15 protein-coding genes and 4 pseudogenes are annotated in these 22,085 nt (G+C 36.7%); 1 reads left to right on the top strand and 18 read right to left on the bottom strand.

Going from position 1 to position 22,085, the window contains the following annotated elements; translation table 11 throughout:
- Positions 1-640 precede the first annotated feature (640 nt).
- From ACXKY9_RS30215 to ACXKY9_RS30260, 10 genes and pseudogenes are all read right to left on the bottom strand, one after another.
- Positions 641-808: pseudogene (locus ACXKY9_RS30215) on the bottom strand (transglycosylase SLT domain-containing protein); the annotation flags it as partial.
- 97 nt (positions 809-905) lie between these two features.
- Complete coding sequence (ltrA, locus tag ACXKY9_RS30220; RefSeq protein ID WP_000108316.1) at positions 906-2,711, bottom strand: group II intron reverse transcriptase/maturase; 1,806 nt, start codon at positions 2,709-2,711, stop codon at positions 906-908.
- A gap of 703 nt (positions 2,712-3,414) precedes the next feature.
- Positions 3,415-4,380: pseudogene (locus ACXKY9_RS30225) on the bottom strand (lysozyme family protein); the annotation flags it as partial.
- Entirely contained in the window at positions 4,377-8,396 is a 4,020-nt protein-coding gene (locus tag ACXKY9_RS30230) for a TrbL/VirB6 family protein (protein ID WP_000890337.1), read from the bottom strand. The pseudogene ACXKY9_RS30225 and the gene ACXKY9_RS30230, both read right to left, overlap by 4 nt.
- A 30-nt stretch (positions 8,397-8,426) precedes the next feature.
- Positions 8,427-10,370: a VirB4 family type IV secretion system protein gene (locus ACXKY9_RS30235; RefSeq protein ID WP_372584303.1), complete on the bottom strand. Its 1,944-nt coding sequence runs from the start codon at positions 10,368-10,370 to the stop codon at positions 8,427-8,429.
- Positions 10,371-10,537: 167 nt separating this feature from the next.
- Positions 10,538-11,452, bottom strand: coding sequence for a hypothetical protein (locus ACXKY9_RS30240; RefSeq protein WP_000892000.1), 915 nt, complete (start codon positions 11,450-11,452; stop codon positions 10,538-10,540).
- Entirely contained in the window at positions 11,453-11,803 is a 351-nt protein-coding gene (locus ACXKY9_RS30245; protein ID WP_001233517.1) for a PrgI family protein, read from the bottom strand.
- A 66-nt stretch (positions 11,804-11,869) separates the two neighbouring features.
- Positions 11,870-12,289, bottom strand: coding sequence for a hypothetical protein (locus tag ACXKY9_RS30250; RefSeq protein WP_001216652.1), 420 nt, complete (start codon positions 12,287-12,289; stop codon positions 11,870-11,872).
- A 116-nt stretch (positions 12,290-12,405) separates the two neighbouring features.
- Positions 12,406-12,591, bottom strand: a complete 186-nt coding sequence (locus tag ACXKY9_RS30255; protein ID WP_001180021.1) for a hypothetical protein — start codon at positions 12,589-12,591, stop codon at positions 12,406-12,408.
- Positions 12,592-12,647: 56 nt separating this feature from the next.
- A complete protein-coding gene (locus ACXKY9_RS30260) occupies positions 12,648-12,851 on the bottom strand; it encodes a hypothetical protein (protein ID WP_000869334.1) in 204 nt (67 codons plus the stop codon).
- A 113-nt stretch (positions 12,852-12,964) separates the two neighbouring features.
- On the opposite strand from ACXKY9_RS30260, the gene ACXKY9_RS30265 reads away from it, so the two are divergent.
- Complete coding sequence (locus ACXKY9_RS30265; protein ID WP_000502626.1) at positions 12,965-13,234, top strand: hypothetical protein; 270 nt, start codon at positions 12,965-12,967, stop codon at positions 13,232-13,234.
- An 89-nt stretch (positions 13,235-13,323) separates the two neighbouring features.
- Here the strand turns inward: ACXKY9_RS30265 and ACXKY9_RS30270 are convergent, their stop codons facing one another.
- The 8 genes and pseudogenes from ACXKY9_RS30270 to ACXKY9_RS30305 all read right to left on the bottom strand — a co-directional run bounded on the left by ACXKY9_RS30270 (position 13,324) and on the right by ACXKY9_RS30305 (position 21,580).
- Positions 13,324-14,259, bottom strand: coding sequence for an Rpn family recombination-promoting nuclease/putative transposase (locus tag ACXKY9_RS30270; RefSeq protein ID WP_001098031.1), 936 nt, complete (start codon positions 14,257-14,259; stop codon positions 13,324-13,326).
- A gap of 111 nt (positions 14,260-14,370) precedes the next feature.
- Complete coding sequence (locus ACXKY9_RS30275) at positions 14,371-15,684, bottom strand: DUF3854 domain-containing protein (RefSeq protein WP_001108754.1); 1,314 nt, start codon at positions 15,682-15,684, stop codon at positions 14,371-14,373.
- A pseudogene (locus ACXKY9_RS30280) lies at positions 15,674-16,387 on the bottom strand (LPD1 domain-containing protein); the annotation flags it as partial. The gene ACXKY9_RS30275 and the pseudogene ACXKY9_RS30280, both read right to left, overlap by 11 nt.
- A gap of 155 nt (positions 16,388-16,542) precedes the next feature.
- Complete coding sequence (gene ltrA / locus ACXKY9_RS30285) at positions 16,543-18,339, bottom strand: group II intron reverse transcriptase/maturase (protein ID WP_000013625.1); 1,797 nt, start codon at positions 18,337-18,339, stop codon at positions 16,543-16,545.
- A 173-nt stretch (positions 18,340-18,512) separates the two neighbouring features.
- Complete coding sequence (locus ACXKY9_RS30290) at positions 18,513-18,722, bottom strand: hypothetical protein (protein WP_170927429.1); 210 nt, start codon at positions 18,720-18,722, stop codon at positions 18,513-18,515.
- Between the two features lie 352 nt (positions 18,723-19,074).
- A pseudogene (locus tag ACXKY9_RS30295) lies at positions 19,075-20,151 on the bottom strand (hypothetical protein); the annotation flags it as partial.
- Between the two features lie 113 nt (positions 20,152-20,264).
- Positions 20,265-20,816 carry a hypothetical protein gene (locus ACXKY9_RS30300; RefSeq protein ID WP_000784218.1) on the bottom strand — a complete coding sequence of 184 codons (552 nt, stop codon included), beginning with the start codon at positions 20,814-20,816 and terminating at the stop codon, positions 20,265-20,267.
- Positions 20,817-20,869: 53 nt separating this feature from the next.
- Entirely contained in the window at positions 20,870-21,580 is a 711-nt protein-coding gene (locus tag ACXKY9_RS30305; protein WP_000873001.1) for a hypothetical protein, read from the bottom strand.
- Positions 21,581-22,085: the final 505 nt, after the last annotated feature.

The raw sequence follows: 22,085 nt of genomic DNA on the forward strand, positions 1-22,085 counted from the left end.
TATCCCTCTGCAATGTTTCCATTGCTTCACCGGTACTATGCCATCACTCTCACCACCATAAATGAAGGTTATACGTTTGCTAATCTCACAAACACCTTCCCTTCAAACACTTCCTCGAAGATAAGTTCTCCATGTTGGTGGCTTTCCACGTTCCATTATTTCTATCTATGCATAACACTTTTAGGGTTCTCCTTTAAGCCTACTGACTTGATGTCGCCTATAACGACATATGGACTTTCATAACAACTATTTTTACTCATCCACATCAGCACCACGCTCGTGGCACACACATTTCTATGTGTCATCGTTCTAGACCCGTACATTCGAAGATTCGTCAGATTCTGCCTACCCGTTGGTTTTGTTGAATCCATTCTACCCATGAGTGCTTTTTAGACTCCCGGCCTATAGGCTACACCATCCACCGCTGGACAGTTTTCGTAGTATCGAGATACTTTAACGGTAGCTCTCAGCCGACTTCACCGAGCTTCACACAACTACAGGCTTATCTTTTGTATGCTGCATGTCGGAGTATCAGAGGAAGCCCTTCAAGGCGTTACCCTATCATTTGACTTCTCGAAATAATAGTTCTGCTGAATATTGAATCAGCGCCTAACCTTTTCAGTTAGGAACGTGTCGCACAGTTGTACGACTGCAAAGCGAGTGCAATGTCACCATTGACCTTTCCTAGTACATCTTTAAATTCCCGTACACCTGCTTCTATAGAAATATTGGGATCTTTAATACACCCTACACGAGCATTCCCCTTTACACCAATACAAGATGAGCTCATGTCTCCATATTGCCCCTGTTAGTGATAGGTAAGGATTTGAAGTTATCTCTACCTTTTCCCCCACTCCACACCGTACGTGAGACTTTCACCTCATACGGCGCTCCATCTAATTTGTTTATTGTTTAATTTTTTCTAAATTACAAGCTCTTCGATATTGGTTTATTCGTTTAACTTGTTCCACAGTCAACGAGTGTTTTTGAAAGTAGGATTCAATCGTTTGTTTATTTGTCATGTGAATTAATCTATGAATTTCTTTATGAATGATTCTAAGATTTTCATACTCATCTGTTCCGCCTAATCCCTTCGGAATATAGTGGTGGCAATGTAGCTCACTTGCTGGTAAAAATTCTTTAAGTATCTCACATTTTCCATTCAACATAGAATACCTTGCCATTCGATTATCCAAGTACTCTATACTTTCATTAGGGATATTTGCAGTTAGTAGTTTCTTAATTTCGCCTAATACCAATTTATTTAACTCAATATGTTTGGCAATCTTTCGGCCTTTTTGATTGTAAGGTGTTTGGGTTTGCGTGTAATTCCATATAGTTGCTGTTTGTATATCCGCTAGTGGAAATAAGTAAATACCACATACTTTAAATGTTCGATAATTATTTTTAAAGAATTTTGTAAACACCGGAGGTGCATTGATTGGAACTTCATATTTCCCGACACTTTTTAATCGATTGAATATTACTAATGATAGGTTAAATGCAAGCTGTTTCATTTCAATATTTACATGTGTAACATACCTAAAATAGTTACGCAGTCCAAGTACATAGGCATTATATAATTGCACATTTTTCCGAGTTGATGACAACTGAATAGCTTTTATTCGCTTTTTGATCTCAAGTTTGATTTGCTTCTTTTTCTTATTTGATATCCTAGAGTTACAAACCCATTTGTTTCTTTTGGGTACTACATATAATAAATATCCTAAGAACTCAGATTTGTTTTTTCTAAGGTTGATTATTCTGGATTTTTCTGGTGAAATGTCCAACTTTAATCGTTCCTTGAGATACATTTTTGTCGCGAAAAACCATTTTTGTGCCGTTCGGAAATCCTTTGCCATAATTTTAAAATCATCTGCATAACGAACAATAAATCCTTGTTTCAATTTGGTACCTTTCATTGCTCGCTTTTGATTTGCATTATTTGTATATGGATATGATGTTTCAAAATAGTGCCATTGGCTTGCTATCCATTGGTCTAAATCATTTAAAACTATATTGGATAGTAATGGCGAGAGTATTCCACCTTGTGGTGTTCCCTTTTTTGGAATTCCAAATCCCTTAATTGGTGCTTTTAGAATTAAATAGATAAGTTTTAACACTCGCTTATCTTTAATACCCATATTCCACAATTGTTTTAGAAGTAATGTGTGATTAACATTGTCAAAGAATCCTTTTATATCTATATCTACCGCGTAATGAAAAGTATTTCTGCTTATCAAAAACATTACTCTAGAAATGGCATGTTTTGTTCCTCTCATCGGACGAAATCCATAACTATGTTCGTAAAATTTCGCCTCGCAAATCGGCTCCAAAATTTGCCTAATCATTTGTTGAATTAACCGATCAAACATTGTTGGAATTCCTAAAGGTCTTTTATCTCCATTGGACTTAGGAATAAAAACTCTCTTTACTGCTTTTGGTTTGTATATCTCTAGTTGTTTACAAACCAATGATAAGAATTCCTTTTTATACATTGGTTTATAATTATCTATCGTGAACAAATCCGTGCCAGCGGTTTTGGACCCCTTGTTAGATTTTATTGTTCGGTATGCTAAAAGAATATTGTTCTCCGAAGTAATCAATTCATATAGACCATGGAATGATTTATTTCCTTGACTTTCTTCATATAACCTATCAAATGTTTCTTGCATATTGTAATATTCCCAATATCTCATTGTTGTGCTCAACTGTGGAAACCTCCTAGGTTTTTGCCCACATTCCTACCTGACCATTGAGCTTCATTTTCTTAAAATTAAACATAAAACAAACTAGACTTGGGGCCATCCCTCCACGTTCATTAGACGCTTCAACGGTACTGTGCCCCTACCTTCACAAAAATAAAGGAATTTCGGCTAATTACCTTATATCCACCTGCCCAGTAGTAGCTGTTTTCATTTAGCAGTTTTTTGCTTCCCACGTTCCAATATATCTAGCTATTCATGATAACCGTAGGTGTTTGCTATAAGCCTGTAGAGTTTATAAGCTCATCGTTGCTTATCCCGATTTCCTACCGTCAGATTCGTACTTCTCGGTACCCTACCACACTCTTGTGTGCTATACCTTTCGGTATAGTGCAATTTTAGACCCGTACCTTCGCAAATTCGTCAGACCCATAAGGGACATTCTCACCATAGTTATCTTTTCAGCCATCCGACCTATCCTACACCATATGATTAAAAATCACTTAGGCTCGTTCAGCCGACTTCACCTAGCTTCATACACAATCTGTCTACTAACAAATCATGCATGTAGGAGTATTAATGGAGTTGTTTCAATTCAACATGACGATTTTCATTCCAACTCTCGATATATTAGTTATTGTTGCTTAAGATAAATTTCAGCAACACTCTCACTTCACGTCTAAACGCTTATAGAGAAACGTGTCGCGCCTGAAGCCTGCATCGGGTCATTTCCTGCTCCACCTGATTCCTGCATCATTTGGGCAGCCAAAATACCAACATATTGAGCAACACCATGTTTTTCTGCCATTTCTTTAATCTTTGGAAGATATCCTGTAACTTTTGCATTAAGATTGACAGGCTCCCCGCCAGGACTCACATTACCTACACACATACCACCAACAAAATTACTAGAAGGTGCTAGATGTCCATACATACCTTCTAACATCCCGGCTTCTAATATCTCACGCGCACGTTCTTTTTGACTTTTACTAAACTTTGCGAGTTCCATAGCTTTCTCTAGTCCATGAGAAGATGTTGTCACTTTTTTGCTTCCACTTGCATTAATCTCATCTATTTTTTTCTTAAAATCTGTATCTCCTACTATCTTTTTTACATCTGGTCCGGAGTAACTTTCAGATTTTGTTTTTTGCATCTCTTTTTTCTTTTTTTCACAAGGACCATTCGGTCCCGCCTCACATACCTCTTTTTCTGTATATTCTTCATATTGGATATCCAATAAATATGATATAGCATCATGCGGATCTTTACCAGTTAAATCATTATCATATCGTGCCATGTCAAAGGCGACGACCTCTTTCCAATCCACATTCAAAGCCATTGAGACTTCCATATATTTTTTTACTTGTTCCTCTGTCTTACCTTCATCATCAGTAAAAGGTACAAAAGAGACTAAAATCACACACACAGCAATAATTACTCCCATAACCAAAGCGGCAGGTACTCCAACCGCTGCCACAACAGCACCCACAATTTTTAATATACCTGCTTTTAGCATTTTGGCAGCAGCTTTCGCTGCCGCCCTTCCTGCTTTTCCTGCCAATTTTGCCATTTTCCCGCGCGCTTGCATCCCTTTTTTCTTAATAAAGTGGGAAGCTACATCTTTTAAAGGATTACTTTTTTTCTGTTCATTTGGATCGTTAGGATTTTGACTCATAGACTTATCACACCATATTTTCCATTTTGAGAATTTCTTCCTCTTCGCTGTGCTAAGCGAGGGTTTGGCGCAAATGGAATCAGATTTTGTGGGTCATGTTCTGATAAATTCAAATGCGTCTCTGTACGGACTACTTCGTCCTGTGTTTGTGTTACTAAGATTTCTTCTCTTGGTTTAATACTACTGTCTTTCACTTCACAAGCTCTTTCAATCCTTTGGTTTGCTTGTAAACGCGTATCTCCTTTTCCGAATGGCGAAATACGTGACACTGTACCGTCTGTTGTTGTCGCAACCATGTAACTACGATCTCTTTCTACCACCATTTGTACATTCTTATAGCCACCTTGGTCTAAATCAGACATATAGAAGTGACCATTGTCTACCTTGTGATTGACTGTAAGTGGTGGTTCATTAAATACCGGTTTCTGTTGTAAAGGTCTTTGATTTTGGTTTCCTACTAATTGATTTGGATTTACATTGATTGAGCGATTAATATTGATTTTGCCACCACTTGAATCTTGTATATAGGCTGGAGATGCTTTCGTACCATTACGATACTGCGTTAATTGTCCGTCTGAAATATTTAAATCCTGATATACCACTTGTCCAGAGCGTATATTACTATCTCCACTACCATAACGAGATACAACTTGCTTCATTCCACTAGCGTCTTTTGCTTCAATCCATGATTTATTATTTGTCGTCACAAGACGTACTGCACCTTTTACAACCGATTGCGCGCCTGTATGATCTGTTGTTGTTGGTACCATTCTCTGAATCTCCTGAATCTCTTTTGCTTCTGTACGAACTGCACTGTTATACGGATTATGTTTACTTACCATACGTGCAGTTGCTTGATAAGCACCCGCACCACCAATCACACCTGCGGCGTAACTTAAGCCTTTTGTCACATTATAGTGGCGCTCTGCTGCATTCCCACCTAATGATGTATTAACAGCAGCAGTAGTCCCACTTATCACTCTTTGTACTGCATTCCCTCCGGATTGTTGAACAGCACTCGCGGCACTAAAGTATGCATTTGATACCGTATCAATGCGATCCGCAAGCATAAGGTGTTTCGCACCTTCCATTACACTCATGCCAAGTTTTGTACTCTGCTGTGTCATACGTCCCACTGCAGATGTTGGGATAGACATTTTACCAGCACTTTGTGCAATATTTGCTACACTTGTTGATGCATCTGCATAAGAGCGTTCAATTTCCGCAACGGAAAGATCTCCTGCACGTGCGATACTGGCTTGCGTTCGTGTCGCTGCATATACTGCTTTATTGATTGCGCTACTTGTTGCAACGCCATGTGAACGAACACCTTGAATCGCACTAGTAATTCCAGAACCTACTTGTTGACTCACCGTTCCAAGACTTGCATGGCTTTGTAATCCTTTCGTTAATTGCGAAGCAAAGGCATCTTTATTAATATACGATTGATTATGTAGACTCTTACCACTCGTATCTTTTGCCTGTACGGGCATCGCTCCTGCTTGTACTGCCGCTTGTTGTGCGACTGCTTTAAATTCATTTCCTTTTTCATTCAGGTGTGACTGCCACGCTTCTAATTTTTGCTTTGGATACATAGTTGGAGACAAGTTTTTCATAAAGCTTGCCTTGTTCTCAGCTGCATATCCTTGTTTAAAGGATTCTGTAGAAGCTTGTACCAGGTTCCCAACATTACTTACTTGTTTTGCTTGCTGACCTCCTGTTCCATTTGTCAAACCGTGCGTTTTCACACCGTTGACTGCCTGCTGAATGCCTGCCGCACTGGATATACCCATCGCATTTAAGTCAGGATCTTTTTGTAACTGTTGTGATAAATGAGAAGCGAAAGCTTCTTTATTCGCATAGTTTGTACCATCTTTTTGCTGTACAATACCAGCTGATTCCGCCGCTTGTTGTGCATGATTTTGAAATCCTTGTACTTTTTGACCTAAATGTTTATTCCATGCGGCTTCTTTTTCTTGCTGCGGCATATCTGCAGGGAATTGTTTCATGAATCCCGCCTTATGGTCTGCACTATATGCTTTCTTAAATGCAGCAGTAGAAGCACCGACAAGAGCACCGACTTGTCCCATATTTTGATGGCCACTTTCTAACGTTTCTCCTTTTACATCCTCGACTGCTTTTCCGACTTTTCCTAATGCAAGCCGAGAAGCAAACGCATCTTTATTCACATAGGACTTATCAAACAGATTGTTTCCTTGTTTGTCCTTCGCATCAACTGGCATGGCTCCTGCTTTTGTTGCCGCCTGTTCTGCGTGGTTTCTAAATCCTTGTACTTTTGTGTTCAAATGGTCGTTCCAATGTTTCTCTTTCTCTTCCGCTGACATATTTTCTGGTAACTGACTCATAAACGTATCTTTATGGTCTGCCTCATACCCCTTTTGGAATGCATTCGTTGCAGCGTTAACTAAATCTCTAGCATTTCCATATGGTGTAGCGGTTTTCTTTATATTTTGTAAATCTTGTTTCCGCTGATTTGAGAAACGAGACATTTGATCACCATTTGTTTTCGCTACTTTTTTAGCAATCTCTGCATCGGACGCACCAGGGAATGCTTGTTTTAAGCGACTCGCAACTGCAGAATCAGGATTATCCGCTTTCCAATTTTCAAAATCTTTTGTAGCTAAATCCTGTGCGATATCTTCATCGGTTAGTTCCGGATACGATTCGCCATTTAGATTTGAATACGTGTCCGCACCCTTCTTTATACTCGAACCAATATGTTTTCCTAAGGCTACAGCCCCTTCGCCGACTGCAGCAACACTTCTACCAGCCACTGCACCAGGAGCACTACCTAATGCACTTCCAACTTGCGAGCCTGCTACCATCGCTCCCGGTCCAAGACCAGCTCCCGCTGCCATACCTGCAAGTCCTGTCGCTGCTTTACCAATTGAACTTCCAATTTGACCTGCTTTTAACATACGAGCTGCACGAGATGTTGTACCAACATCTGTCCCTAAATTTGCTCCTAATGCATTTTTCGGGTTATCCGCATCTTCTTTATTATCTTTCTCTCCATCTTTCTTTTCTTTCCCTTTATCTTTTGCACTACGGTAGTCGTCACGAACACCTTTAACCAAACCAGCCACACTTGCTAAAGCACCCATACCCATCATCGTACCCGCTCTATGAATACCAGCGGATGCATTGGTGCTAAGGCCAATAAAACTTTTCACAATTTCACCAACTGGGATAAACATGGCAAGCAATACTAATTTTATGATAGGATTTTGTGCACCTCCAATAAGTGTAATGACTAACCATAGGGTAATTGCGTGAATCGCTTGAATTAATACTGCTCCCATAAACTCACGAATCCAATATAACGTCTGTTGTTTCTTTTGCGGGAACAACCACATTCCTACCATTACAGGGCCTAGTAACATTAATACGTATAGTGTCACAGCACGCATTAAATAATAAAAGTTTGCCCATATCATTAATCCAGCTTCAATAAATAGTCCGAATATGATAAACATATAATCATTTTTATGGCCTTCCATTGAAAGTTCTGTAATCGTCTTATTGTCAGACAGTCCAGACTTTAATAAAGGTATTTGTTGATCCGGGTTGAAATTCCCGTTATTTACTCCATTTATCGCCTCTTTAAATTCCAATGTAATCCAAGAATTTAGATCAAATACAAAATTATAAAAGAAATCTAAATGCCAGAGGCAAATCGAGATAATCATTAAGTCTTTTGCATATTCAATTAATGCCGTGCGATTATTTGGATTCATAGTCGTTGCTGAATATTTTGCTGCTGTAATCACTACACTGACGAGGACACAAAAAGCAACAAATTTAAACATGACAGGCATACCAGTATCTAATACATTCGTAACTGCATTCTTTGCATATAAAAAATCTAGATTAGATTTATCTCCACCAAAGACTAGAACTGGAATAGTATCCATAAATCCATAAATAGGCGCTAGTAGGGCCTTTACCATATGGATAACAAGGCCACCGACCCAATCTATTATTTTCTCAAGCATAATTTCACCTTCCTTTACAAAGGTACGCTACTATCCTGCGTACCCTTGTACTTTCTTCATATTGTTTAGAAGCTCTTGAAGTACCGCTTCATTCGATTCAATAAACATCATTTCTTTATCTGATGGATCTGTTTGAATCCAAACCGAACTATCTCCTACACGGAAAATCCCTTCTCCTTTTCCTGGATTGTTGAGAATAATATCAAGCTCCCCAGCAGTTAAGTTAAAGTTCTCTTGAATTTTTTTCTTATCAATCTTATTTTGTTCTAAGAAGAAATAAGAGAAAGTAGATTGCAAGATACCACGAGCTTTTACATTTTCTAAGATACGAACAAAGTCCTGACTTGCCCAACACATACCGGCATTTCTTTTACGTGAACGACGTGCTACTTTTTCTAAGAAGTTAACCGTTTGTTCATAATCGATAAACTGCCACATCTCATCCACATACAGTACTTTTCGTTTGATAGCATGTTCTGGACTCTTAATCCAATGCTCCCAAATATAGTTCAAGATAACGTGGAAAGCGATTGGTTTTAAAAATCCTTCCTCTAAATGGCTAATGTTGAAATTAACAACGCGTGATTCATTTAACTGTGTTTCTACACCACGACCAAAATGACTTTGTCCATCAAATAATGGTTTTGAACCATCACGTAAGAACGGACGAATCGCGGCGATTAACTCTTCTGCCTTCACATCATCTCCATGATTTTCTACTATGACATCGTAGATTTCTTTTAACTCTGGCTCTGGCTTTCTTACTTGAGACTGAATTAATTGTCCATCCACCTTCTTCACTTCATCTGTATATAAAGAAGAAGGATGTGAAGTAATACCATGTTTATCAAACACTTCACGGATTGCATCTTCTAGCATTGTACGTTGGAATACATTTAATCCTGGTTGATCAAAATCTTGTCCGCGTATAATAATGTCAAAGAATCCGAGTATTTCATTGATTTTCTCTAGAATCGGTACAAATCTTACATACTTCACGCCATCACGCTCTACGAGTTCTTTCTTATCGTATTGTTCCAGCGCTTCTAGTTCTTCATCTTTATCTGTAATTTGCAGTTCTGTTACAGCGATTGCACAAGGGTTAATAATGATATTACTTTCTGGTGAAATGTTTAAATTAATACCACCTAAACGTTTTGTAATTTTTACGAATTCACCTTCTGGATCGATAATCATTGCATGTGTATCTGCAAGTGACGTTTCACGAGCTAGCTTCATTTTTAAAAGTAAACTTTTCCCGGAACCTGAAATTCCTGTCACACCAATGTTATAGTTTGGTGGACGATAATCTGCATTCCCGAATGAATTTAAAAATTCTACTTGGCCAGTAATTTTGTTCTTTCCTATTGGTATCCCACCGTTAAATCTTCCGGATCCTGATACAAAGGGTGCAAATGTACATAGAGCACGTCTATCGATATTTCGATAAGTATCTTGCAGCGTATTTGGTGCACCTAATGGCATAACCGCTTTCAAACCACTTTTCACACGGTTCCAAGTACTCGCTATCTTAAAGTGAGATGCTTGCATTTCATCTTCAAGATATTCACATAAAACGTCTAATTCTTTCTTTGATTCTGCATACGCAACAGCCATCGTACTCACCATATAAGAGTCGTTTTCATTGAACTGGATTTCATCCATTAAATTGTTTGTATCTTGAATTTTTGCATCTAAGTCTTTTTCTTGGTCAATGTTTCCTCGTGTACGTTGGAAAGAAAGATTGGAACGTAACATTGTCAGCTGCATATCTAATGATCGCATTGCTTTAGCTTTTGGCTCTTTATGAATATCGATCATGACATCCACTTCTCCAGCCGAAGTTAACATGTTGAGCCAATTGGTTTGCATCATACGTGGGTACCCATCACGTGGAATATAAAACGGACGGAAGAACGTATTGCTTCCTAAAGATTGTTTAATAACTCCATAATCTTCTGCATCAATTTTCATACCTTCTGGAGCAATAACATCAAACACTGTTGTTTGATTGTCTAATTGCGTCGGTACTTCTTCTTCCAGCTCTTCCTCCTCTAGCTCCAATTCATCCTTCTCTTCGGCTTCTACTTTTTTCTTTTCTTTTTTCTTTTCCTTTTTCTTTTTTCCGAATAACTTCATATTTACGCCACCCCATTATTTGATTTTTCTGCTTTTTCTTCTGCTAGCACTTTCTTCATTAACTCTAGTTTTCTTTCATTTGTTTCCCCTGTTGAATAGAGCGAGAAATTCTCGTTTTCAATTAAATCCTGGAAACGAGCTTTTACGGCTTTCCGACGGTTAAATGCTACGTATAAAAGTTCTATTAATTTATCTTTCGTTAACATTTCTACATTAATTTTTGCTTTCGATAGTAGATTTCGGGATGCATTATAACGACGATATAGTTCGTTAAATGCCTTATCTACAATCTTTTCTTCTAATTCGTCCTCTGTATCAGCCGTAATCGTACTAATATCAACCTTATATGGATAAATTAAATAACGTTTTTGTTCATATCGAGGTTGTGAACGCTGCCAGTACTCTAAGTTATCGATAACTTCTTGTCCATATAGAACCGTCTCTGGTGTAAGGTCCTTCGCACCTTTCATCGTTTCTGTCATTTTTCGTACAGGATCTGTTAAATCTACGAACTTACTTTGAATATATACTTTCGTATTAAACTCTAATGTGGTTAACCATGATTCAATTTTGATATCAATCGCTTCTTGTTCCATATTGGAAAGTAAGTAATAGTTAACCGGATGTGCTTCCGCAATTAGGACAAATGTGTCATCATGATATCGAATCATGTGATTATCAATTTCCTTAATGTCTTCTACAAAATCCCGAAAGAAATCAACATTATCCTCATCAATTTCCGATTCAGCAGGTGTATTCTTTTTGTTTTTCTTTCCAGATTTTTCAGCAGTATGTTTCTCTACTCCACCTTGCTTTTTCCCCTTTTTCTTAGAACCAAACAGCGGTTTTCCATTCATTTTCCGATAAAAGAAAAACCCTACAATGGCTATCGCCGCAAAATATATCATTTCCAACATTTATAAATTCTCCTTTGCCCATGTAGTTGGCTCGTACCCTTTTCTCCACTTTCCTTTTTCGGAGCGGCTACGCATTTTGATAAGTAAAAATCTATCAAGATACATGTGTTGTTTTTCTTTATAAATAAAACCAAACGCTATTACACCTACTACCGTTGGTAGTGCTAAAATTAGGCAAATAAAAAACGCTACTACCGCATCAATAGGTGCAAACAACTGCCATAAAAATGGTACATATAAATAAAGGGCCGCCCCGCCACCTAATAAATAAATCAATTGGCGCTTACTTAATACACCTAACAGCGTTTTTTGTTCCGAAGTCATATCAACAGGAACAGTTACTTTTCTCATTTTGTTTCCTCCCTTGTATAAGAGAAGCTCTCCCCAAATGGAGGAGAGCTTGTACAAACTCTTTTATTAGATTGTTGTAACCCAAGCAGCAATGTCGTACGCTTTGATCATGACAAAGCCTCCAATTGCCGCGCAAGCTAAACCAATCATAGCTTGTGTACGGTTTTCAGGGTTCTTTCCTTGTGCACCAGATAGTTTAATAGCTGCGAATACAACGCAAGCTGCCACCCAAATTCCCCCAAAACCAATTAAAGTTTTCACTAATGTGTTCATGCTTTTTTGGACAGTTTCAGCATTGGCACCACTGCCACTACCACCAAGACCTTTCGTAAAGCTACTTTTTGCCAGTAAGAAATCTCCTACTGATGTTGTCATAAGTTTTGCAGACAACCAATTCAACATAATTCCTGCACCTCCGGATGTTTTTGCTCGCAAAACGCAAAAAGACCCCAATACACGCACACGTCCCCTAAGGACATGGCGCATATTGAGGTCTTCTCTTATATGCGAACTGATTAATTTTATATTTTATTGTAAAATCTTATTACGTTTATATTATAGCAATACGATTTTAAAAATACAACCCCTTATTTACACCTTTATTACTTTTTATGCTCTTTGTTAGGATCGTACCATACCATTTGAATTTGAAAAATATCACTGTCCGTAAGACCTAAAACTTTCATTTCTTCATTCAATGAGCACGATGGTTCTATTTTTATAGATTTTGTACTTTTGTCTCTAAGTGTATACACATGTACATAATAACCTTCTTTTTTATTTTGCATAATAACATACCTCTTAACGTCCTTAAATATATAAAAATTACATATTAAGTATATAATTATTCTTTCTCTTCAAAAAATGAATCTAATGCATCTAACGAAACAACTTTTATTTTTTTCGCTTTTCTTAACGCTGCCTCTCTAGGGGTAATTATAATTTCATTACTATTTAAAATAGATTGCAACACATCGTATATTTTATGTATTTCACTTTCATTTACCTTGTCTATCATTTCATGTAGCATATCCCTGGTTACCTTCATATTTATTTCCTCTTCCCTCGTATATATTCTCTTAATTTCATTATAGCGTATTGAATTTTTGATCCCACATCGTTTTTTCTGAATGGTACAATGTAGAAAAAGGAGGCTTATTCATGGGTGACTTAATTGGCGATATATTTGGGGGAATCCTTATGTCCATTCCTTCAAAAAAAGAAAAAATGATTCGTAAAAACTTTAAGTTATTGAAAAATGAAACGTGGTTTAAAGAGATTGAACAAAGATACGGTAGATTAATGTTATTTAACCATTCCATTAGAGAATTTGTTAAAAAAGAGGATCTTGAGGCAATCTTAAAGGATGTTAAGAAGACTAATGAATTTCGTTATGAATTAGAGGGAATCCTAAAGCAAGAAAAAATATAGTTGTAATCACAAAATGGGCATCAATCAAAAATAATAAAAAAATAGGTAATTGTTTGTAATCACAATTACCTATTTAATATTATTTATATTTACTCTTTATTTTTTAAAATTTCATTAACCTCTTCCACACTTAATTCAGTGGCTTCCGCTACTTTCTCAATAGGTATACCGACATTAATTAAATTGTGAATCATCTCTATCTTAGTTGCAATTCTAGTCTCTTCTGTGGCTTTTTTGGTAGCTATTTCTGCGGCCTTTTTCGCAGCTTTTTCTTCTGCCGTTTCTATTTCTGATATTCTATCTTTTATTGCTTTTTCTCTAGCCTCATATAAGCGTAAAAAATCCTTATCGCTACTTAAACGCTCCCAATCCTCTATTGCCTTTTTCAAAACTGGATCTTTTTCCATTGCTATCGCCTCCAGGATTGTTGTTAATCTCTCATCCTCATGCGCAGGAAATAATAATAACCAACGCGCTAAAGAGTCTTCCCATGGATTCATTCGTTCTCCTTGCCATTCTTGAATTACTTTTGGAATTTCAAGAAAATGCAACTGCATATTTTCTGTAATGATACGCTTAGATTTTTTGTTCATCACTGTATTAACATTATGAAACTCTTGCTCTTCTGGAAATAGTATGAAATCTACTATATTAATACAAATGGTTGGTCTTAATTCCGTGTACTTCATCCCTTGAGTCATTTGGGAATAATACATGCCTGACCAATAGAACAAAGAGCGCTCTATCATATCTTTTTTGTCTCGAACTTGAATCTCTATATTTAATTTTATACCATTATTCAGAGTAGCTCGCAAATCTAAAATAGATAATTTATCACCCTTCTGCTCTCTTGGAAGATGCGGATCATCTAAGTGCAAAGATGTAATTTCTTCATCAATAGATGATTGTAGTACCGCATTCAGAAACCCTATTAATATATCTTCATTTCCTTCTACTCCAAACAAGCGCTTGAAAGCAAAATCAACTCGTAAATTCACTAGTTTTTTTTTCATAGATGTATTCATATTCTCTTCTACCCTTCTTTTAGTTAATTGGATATAAGAAAAAGATAGAATTAAAAACTCTATCTTTTTCAATCTACCTATTTATGAAAATATCAACCTACTTTATAACTTTCACAATCTCTGAAATACAGGTTTAAATCCCGCTTGCATTGTATCATCCAGCCCCTTACCTTGCGTTGGGTTCCATGCAGCTATGATTACGTTATAGCCCAATCGCTTTAACTCTGTCGCAAAGTCTATAAGAGCTTTCCTTACTTTTTGATTCTCTACTAAATCGGCATCAAACGCTAAATAGACATTTTCTACACCCATATCCTTTAATACAGGCATAGTAATTCGCCAAGCGTTTACACCAGGAATCGCAAGAACCGTCGTTCCTACTTCAATAAGTTCTGCTTTATTAAATCGCTTTGGAATCAAATCAGCAATCAAATCAGCTTTCATGGGTCCTTCTGTGATCATTACTGATTTAGTTTGATGCAATGTACCAGAATTCCAATGTTTTAAATGAGAACTCGGTACCGCTACATGTACAGGAAGTGGATTTTCACTACCACCTGCACCAGTCCCCTGATTTTTGTTTGCTGATGAGAGCCACAGATACTTTTGCCCTTTATGTATCTTTACAACAATTTGTCCCTCTTGAAATGGTATCTCTAGCTTTTTGCTCACTTCTAGTTCGCCTTCAAAGATACAATCACCATTTTTAGTTATCTTTACAACATTAGGCTGTTCGATTAATTCCGCTTGAACTCCATTGGGTGCCGATTTCACATGAACGGAGTTTTTCACTTCATCCACACGAACCTGCCATCCAACAATTTGATTGTACTGGTTTCGAAAAGGGATCAATATACCAGGAGATCCTGACATCAAACGAAGAGAAAGTTGACCCTTCCTCATCTCATAAAAGCCCGGAACCCCCTGCCAACAGTTTTTATTCCCCATCTGTTTAAAATGCTGTTCCCAAACAGTCGTATACGTATTATCCTTCTCTAACACAATTTGTTGTTTTAAGAAAGATCGATATTGACGTACTTGTATTTGTTCCTCGCTCATTTTTCTATCTCGTAATAAATGTGTATGATGATGCTCCTGCAATGGTATGAAATCCATTAATTTCCGATTAAACACATCTAATTCCTCATTGCTTTTCTTATCATGAATCTGAACTTCATCCGCCTCAGGCAATCGATACTTATCTTTTCCATTTATGTAGTGAATGTAGCTTGGGTTGCCCGTGTTTTTTCCGTAAATCCATTTACTTTCTACACGTGTACATGCTACCTTCTCTTGCGAAACATGCAGCATGCAATTACCTGTATCATGACAAATCGGACACGTAACACGGTAAAATTCCCACCAGCTACCTCTTGGATAAGCACTCGTTAAACGAAATTGACCTTTTTGAATGTTATAATTCATTATTCCCCACTCCTTGTATACTGTTAATTATATATGGAACAGCTACTTCCATTAAACTCTTTATACTTCTATTCAGATATTCTCTTTGTTCTCCTAACGGATATACAAAAGAATATGTATCACAAACTAAATAATCGTTTCTATGTTCTTGATCTAGCAAAGCTGATTCTACATACGATTCAAATGCTCTAGCAAACATCTCATGATTCGTAGACCAATACTTTTTGGTTCTCTTCTTATCTAACTGAATGGCTGTATCAAAGTATACAGACCCTTTCGCTTGATAAGATATTTCATTAAGTTTCTCGCCTGTTTTTTTATAGTGATAAGCAGCCAACATTTGTGCGGTTTTCTCAAATTCTTTTTCAACTTTACGTTCCATACGCGTCTTAGCTGCCCCTGATAAGGTATCCAGCTTTCTGTACGAACTTAAGTGATAGGATTCTAGAATACCTGACACATTCCCCTTATATACATCATAACTATTAATGACGCTACCATAGAAATACCACTTTCTAGCATGGGCATTTTCCACATTAATTACTCTGGCCACTTTTCCTTGTTTACAAGCATCTAGCACAGCTTGCATCCTATCTTTGATAATAGCAGGCAAAATATTTCCGATACTCTTCCCACTTGATAGGAAAGCAAGGCTACCATTTTTAAAATCATGACTACAATCATATAAGAAATGATCCAGTGATGTGTAGCATCCTCCTGCGATTAGCAAGAGGGTAGCTACTGCCCATTTCGGGTACGATAGGTAAGAATTTGATGTTATCTCCAACTTTTCCCCCGCCTCACACCGTACGTGCGACTTTCACCGCATACGGCGTTCCATCAATAACTTTTGTATTATTAAATAGTAAATAGATTCATGTTGGATCGTAGTTTATTTACCTTCTCAACCTGCTTATCACTAAGCATAAGCTGTTTCATTAGTTTTTCGATAAGGTTCGGTTTTGTAGCATGAAGCAATCTGTGTGCTAATTCATGTACAATAATGAGATTTCTGTAATTATCATCGCCACCATCAGCCCGCCTTTTCACATGATGGCAACGTACCATTTGGGGGTAGAATGCCATCTCAACACCTGAGATTTCACATCTTCCTTGTGTTTGAGCGAAGCGACGAATACGGTTATCATTAAACTCAATGCTACGGTTGGGAACAAAATTCCTTTCAAGATAAGCAAATGCCTTTTTCATATGTGCTGCTTTTTCTTTGTGGCCGTACTTTACCCGACTTTCTTCTGAGTAAATGGTGTGGGCTTGAGAAAAATTCATAGCACTTGAATGTGACACGTTACCGATGGGAATTGCTTGAATACCACCAACATTAAAAGTTTTGTAGCCTGATTTCTTATAACCTTTATTACTTCCATTATCCGCATGGAAATAAACCTTACCTTTTAACCTATTATAAATAACCCTATTAGAGTGATAGGTGATTTTGTGAAAACCTTTGTTTACTTGTGTTGCAACTTTAAAGTAGTCATGCACACCACGAATATAAGCATTTAATTCAGATACTTTTACTGGAATCGTATTAATGCGGATAGACTTCACTTTCTTCTTAATATTTGCTTGAATTGATTTCATTGAATCTTTAGGAATGTAGCTTTGTGCCACAAATTTTTTCTTCTTAGCAACTGCTTTAAATTCGATTCCTAGAAATAACGACTTCCTTTTACGAAGGTTAGTAATTTTTGATTTAGATTCTGAGATTTCAAGCTTTAGATTCTTTTCAATGTAGTTTTTCACCGCATGAAACCATCTTTTAGCTGAATTGTAGCTATTTGTGAAGATTTTAAAATCATCTGCATATCGCACAATAAAGCCTTGTTTTAGTTTCGTTTTCTTCTGTACCCTATATCTTGGTCTGTTATCTTCATAGTGTGTATTCGTTGGGAAGTTATGCCATTGTGAAGCTACCCAATGGTCTAAGTCGTTAAGTACGACATTGGCCAATAAAGGAGAGAGGATACCACCTTGTGGCGTTCCTTTTTCCGCTTTACCTTCACCCACAATTTCACATTTCAACATTTTCTTAATAATTGCTAGAACCTGCTTGTCTCTTACCCCAATATTCCATAGTTGTTTTATTAGCTTATTATGGTTGATATTGTCGAAGAAACCCTTTATATCAATATCTACACAATAGTGAAGCTTATTAATATTAATTAAAAAGTTGGTACGAGCGATTGCATGGTGAGTCGATCTCAAAGGCCTAAACCCATAGCTATGCTCATAAAATTTTGCTTCTACAATCGGCTCAAGAATCTGTTTGAAACACTGTTGAATAATGCGGTCAAGCATAGTTGGTATTCCTAACGGTCTACTTTTTCCATCAGCTTTGGGTATGAAAACCCTTCTTACGCTATCAGGCTTGAAGTTAATTAGTTTTTCACGGACTAGATGAATGATTTCATCATCTGAGAATCCTTTGTATTCATTAATTGTTATTTGGTCAGTACCAGGTGTTTTACTTCCTTGATTAGATTTAATAGTACCAAAGGCAAGTTTTATATTTCTTTCATCAATAATGAAAGAATATAAATCTTTGAAGTTCCCACCATTTTTTGATTTTACATACAGACCATCTAATTCCCCTTGAAAATTATAATATTGTGGTTGAATACTACGATTTGCCATTAGTTTGTTTGTTACTCTCCTTTATAGGATTTCACCTATCTACTCTTACTCGATTCCAAACATATTCACTATAATAATTATTTTGGTATTGACTTAGGGCTATCCCTCCACTATGTTTCCATAGTTTCAACGGTACTATGCCCCTACTCTCATCACATTGAACTACATTTCTTCTAGTATTTAGCTTCCCTGTAGTGACAGAACACTCGCCTATAACGATTAACATTTCTGTATGTGACTTTCCACGTTCCGTAACCTCTAGCTGTGCATACGATTTTAGGTCCAACCTCTCCACCTGTCACTTTAACAATACCATATAATTGCTCCCGATTTTCATAATCACGATTTTTACTCATCGGTAAGTGACCTTGCGAACTTAGCAAGAAGTCCATTTCTAGACATTATGGGTATAGATGGGTACATTCAGTTGTTCGTCTATCCTTAATGGAATTACTAACCATAATCGTTTTATAGCCTCCCGCCCTATCTAATACGACAAGTACCTCTACTTGTTTTTCCACAACTCGTAAAGGAGATGTTAGGGTATTATTCAGGCGACTTCACCTAGCTTCATACAATAAAGCCAATAGGCGCTTTATCGCATGTAGGAGTATCAGAGTAGACGCTTCAAGCTTTTGTTGGCAGCTCTCATTTCATCTATCGAGAATACAGTTATCATAAACCTTTAATAAATACTGATTTATGTTCTCTTTTCGTAGTTCAACTACTTATAGAGAAACGTGTCGCACCATGTCCCCATTCATGACACAATGCCCCGACTCCATTATCACGAGTTAAATTAATGACTTTGGTAGAAGGTTCATAATGTGCTAATGTATTGCCGCTTCCTCTCGCACCAATTGCCAGCCCTAAGCGTCCTCCTAGCCCTATATACTCAGGTGGAATCCCCAATATACGGGCTACATCATGTAACGCCTCAGATACATGCTCAATATGTTCTTTTGCATATTGTTCGGTGCAATAATGTCCAAATTGCATTCCCTTCAATCCAAACATAGTAACTACGTCTTCAGGTTTGGTAGCAAATTCTATTTCTGGTCCTTTTCTTTGGAGGGTATCTGGCAGTTTCCTACTCCAAGCAGCTGTGGATTTCTTACGAGTCGTAACCTTTTTCGTAAGTAAATCATTCCATGTTAGTTCATGTGATACACGAAGGTATGTAGAATTAATACTTTTTGAATTTGTACAAAGTGATATGAATTTCTTTCCTAATATTAATAACTCCATACCATCTGCATCAACAAATTCATCAAAATATTCTTCTACCATTCTTTTAAATGTGTATGTGACATTCTTATCTTTTTTAAATGCATACCAACCGTTTTGCATTTCCTTACCGTAAGAACCAACAAGATCTATCCATTGTTCTGAGGTATGTATTAACTGTATATCATGCCAAACTCTTCTACATGCTTGCACATACAGTTTCCTTGCAGTCGGTGTATCTACAATTGGCTTCTTATCAATCCTGCCCACTAGCAGTTGCTTTAATTTTGCAACACGTGGCGGGACATCATTTTCTTTTTCATGTTCAAAAGAGAATGGAATTAATGCGTTTCGATCCAATGTATTGAGCGCTTCTACTGGAGATTCTTTTTCAATTTCTGCTAAAACTTCTAAAGAAAATGATACTAAAAATGATTCTTTTAAGGCTCTTAGCTCTTTCTTAGCTCCTACTAATTTCTCACCAACATCATAGCTGTATTGATTGCGAACTTGTTTATCTGTCCTCACATCTTGTACTATTATGTTTTCTCTTACCTCTAAATCGAACAGTTCAAATAAATTCATGCTAAAATCCTCCTTTATAAAATAAAAAGACAGAAATTCATAGTCGTTTTTCACTACGGATTTCTGTCATTCCCTCTGTCTGTAGACTTCCATATAGTTATGTAAATCACTCATTACGATACACTCACACCTGTTAAAGAGAAAAGATCCTCTTTTGTCGGATTTAGTGCTTGTAACCAGCTATCTACCTCCAGAAAGTTTACTTTTTTTAATTGTTCGCCTTTTTCCGCACGCTTAACCACCTCTAAACCTCCATGCTGATGCACAATCATTACAAGATCATCTTTCTTGAAAATACAATCTACATCTGCAGAATTTATGTGGTGGTTACGTAGAATCGGTTTCCATTTTTTAAGTGAATAACCTTCTACATCTAAAAAACCACGGATAGCAGTAAAGCGAAAACTCGTCCCTCTAAAACATCTTTCCAATAAAAAAAGGAAATCCCGTACACATCCATTAAAATGAACATGATACAAATAGATTTCCCCTGCTTGTTTGGCTGCTCGCTGTGACAAGTTTGATGGTTTAATGGAAAACTGATAACAATCTCGTTCCCAAAATGCTCCTTCCTTTGTAACCCTCATTCGTAATGCACGTAAATTTGGCATAAAATCATCTGGATGTGCAGAACAAAATATAGATACTTCATAACTCATTTTCATTTGAATTTCCCCCTGGTTATATATTTATTATTTTTCTACTTCACAACAATTGATTACTTTACACGTAGAATAGATAACTCAAAAATATGAAGAAAAAGTAATACTCGATAAAGCCACGGCAAATGTTTTTCTCCATGATACATGTAAAGTTCTTTCGTTTCCCTTCTATAAGCAAATTGAACACCTAAGTGTGTAGGAAGTTTTGATATGTCCTCCATTTCAACGTTTTGAATAATCTCAATAACGGTATGGGAGGACTCCTTTAATAATTTCTTTAATGGCTCAAGAGGAATATTAAATAATCTACTACACTCCTTAGTTCGCTCTTTGTTATATTTAATAATTCTGGCCAATTCTTCTACAGTCGGATCAAATAAAGGATTTGTAACCTCTACATACTCAGACATAACTTTTTCTAATGTACAATCCATCTTGTTAATAATATAAAGACCCCACTCCTTAAACATATCTTCTAACGTACATGGATAGCCATACACCTCTAAACAGTACTTCCTTTCAAATGGAAAATAACAATCTTCTTCACAATCATGGCGTAAAATTGGTAAAAAAATCGTATTGTAATACTCATCAGAGTTGATGTGTAAGGCTGTCATTTTATCTGCAATATAGTCTTCTGTATCACGGAAAATGCTAGAATTACGCTCTCGAATTGGTTGAGTAACTTCATTCCTCTGAAAGATTTTTATTATCTCCTCTAGTGATAGTAATGGTTTATCTAGTGTAATTGCATGTTCGTATTTCATTATAATGATCCCCTTCCAAAGCAAAAAAAACACAAATCTTGTGTTTTTTCTCACAGTGTTTTTTATTTGTATACCTAAATCTAAATACCTTTTTACAAGTGATTCCTAACTTGAAAACAACACAAAAAGGGCTCCTTCAAGTCGATTAAAAATGTGCATAGCAAAATAAGCTAGATATACACTAATCGGCTCAAAGAAGCCCTTTCAAAAATGAAACAAGACGCAACTTGCTTCTACAACTCAACCACAACACAATAAGGTGTGGGAATAAACGGAATCAATTAAACATTAAATATATATTTATATTAATCAATTCGTATCTAAATTTCAATAACTTTATGTTTTATCACAAAAATGAACTTATTTATTTTAGTTTTTTTCGAAAATTATGTATAATAAAATTACCCTACACGAGATATTGAGTCATATCTCATTCGTCATTTAATAAGGCCTATATAAAAAATAAGGCCTTATTTTTTATTCTTCCTTTATTTACTATTAACTA

It is taken from the genome of Bacillus sp. 2175 (assembly GCF_057812155.1).

What these genes read in the sequence shown, in the direction of transcription:
- ACXKY9_RS30230 (WP_000890337.1), bottom strand. Translation starts at nt 8,396, where the DNA reads ATGCTTGAGAAAATAATAGATTGGGTCGGTGGCCTTGTTATCCATATG.
- ACXKY9_RS30235 (WP_372584303.1), bottom strand. Translation starts at nt 10,370, where the DNA reads ATGAAAATTGATGCAGAAGATTATGGAGTTATTAAACAATCTTTAGGA.
- ACXKY9_RS30240 (WP_000892000.1), bottom strand. Translation starts at nt 11,452, where the DNA reads ATGTTGGAAATGATATATTTTGCGGCGATAGCCATTGTAGGGTTTTTC.
- ACXKY9_RS30245 (WP_001233517.1), bottom strand. Translation starts at nt 11,803, where the DNA reads ATGAGAAAAGTAACTGTTCCTGTTGATATGACTTCGGAACAAAAAACG.
- ACXKY9_RS30250 (WP_001216652.1), bottom strand. Translation starts at nt 12,289, where the DNA reads ATGCGCCATGTCCTTAGGGGACGTGTGCGTGTATTGGGGTCTTTTTGC.
- ACXKY9_RS30255 (WP_001180021.1), bottom strand. Translation starts at nt 12,591, where the DNA reads ATGCAAAATAAAAAAGAAGGTTATTATGTACATGTGTATACACTTAGA.
- ACXKY9_RS30260 (WP_000869334.1), bottom strand. Translation starts at nt 12,851, where the DNA reads ATGAAGGTAACCAGGGATATGCTACATGAAATGATAGACAAGGTAAAT.
- ACXKY9_RS30265 (WP_000502626.1), top strand. Translation starts at nt 12,965, where the DNA reads ATGGGTGACTTAATTGGCGATATATTTGGGGGAATCCTTATGTCCATT.
- ACXKY9_RS30270 (WP_001098031.1), bottom strand. Translation starts at nt 14,259, where the DNA reads ATGAATACATCTATGAAAAAAAAACTAGTGAATTTACGAGTTGATTTT.
- ACXKY9_RS30275 (WP_001108754.1), bottom strand. Translation starts at nt 15,684, where the DNA reads ATGAATTATAACATTCAAAAAGGTCAATTTCGTTTAACGAGTGCTTAT.
- ltrA (WP_000013625.1), bottom strand. Translation starts at nt 18,339, where the DNA reads ATGGCAAATCGTAGTATTCAACCACAATATTATAATTTTCAAGGGGAA.
- ACXKY9_RS30300 (WP_000784218.1), bottom strand. Translation starts at nt 20,816, where the DNA reads ATGAAAATGAGTTATGAAGTATCTATATTTTGTTCTGCACATCCAGAT.
- ACXKY9_RS30305 (WP_000873001.1), bottom strand. Translation starts at nt 21,580, where the DNA reads ATGAAATACGAACATGCAATTACACTAGATAAACCATTACTATCACTA.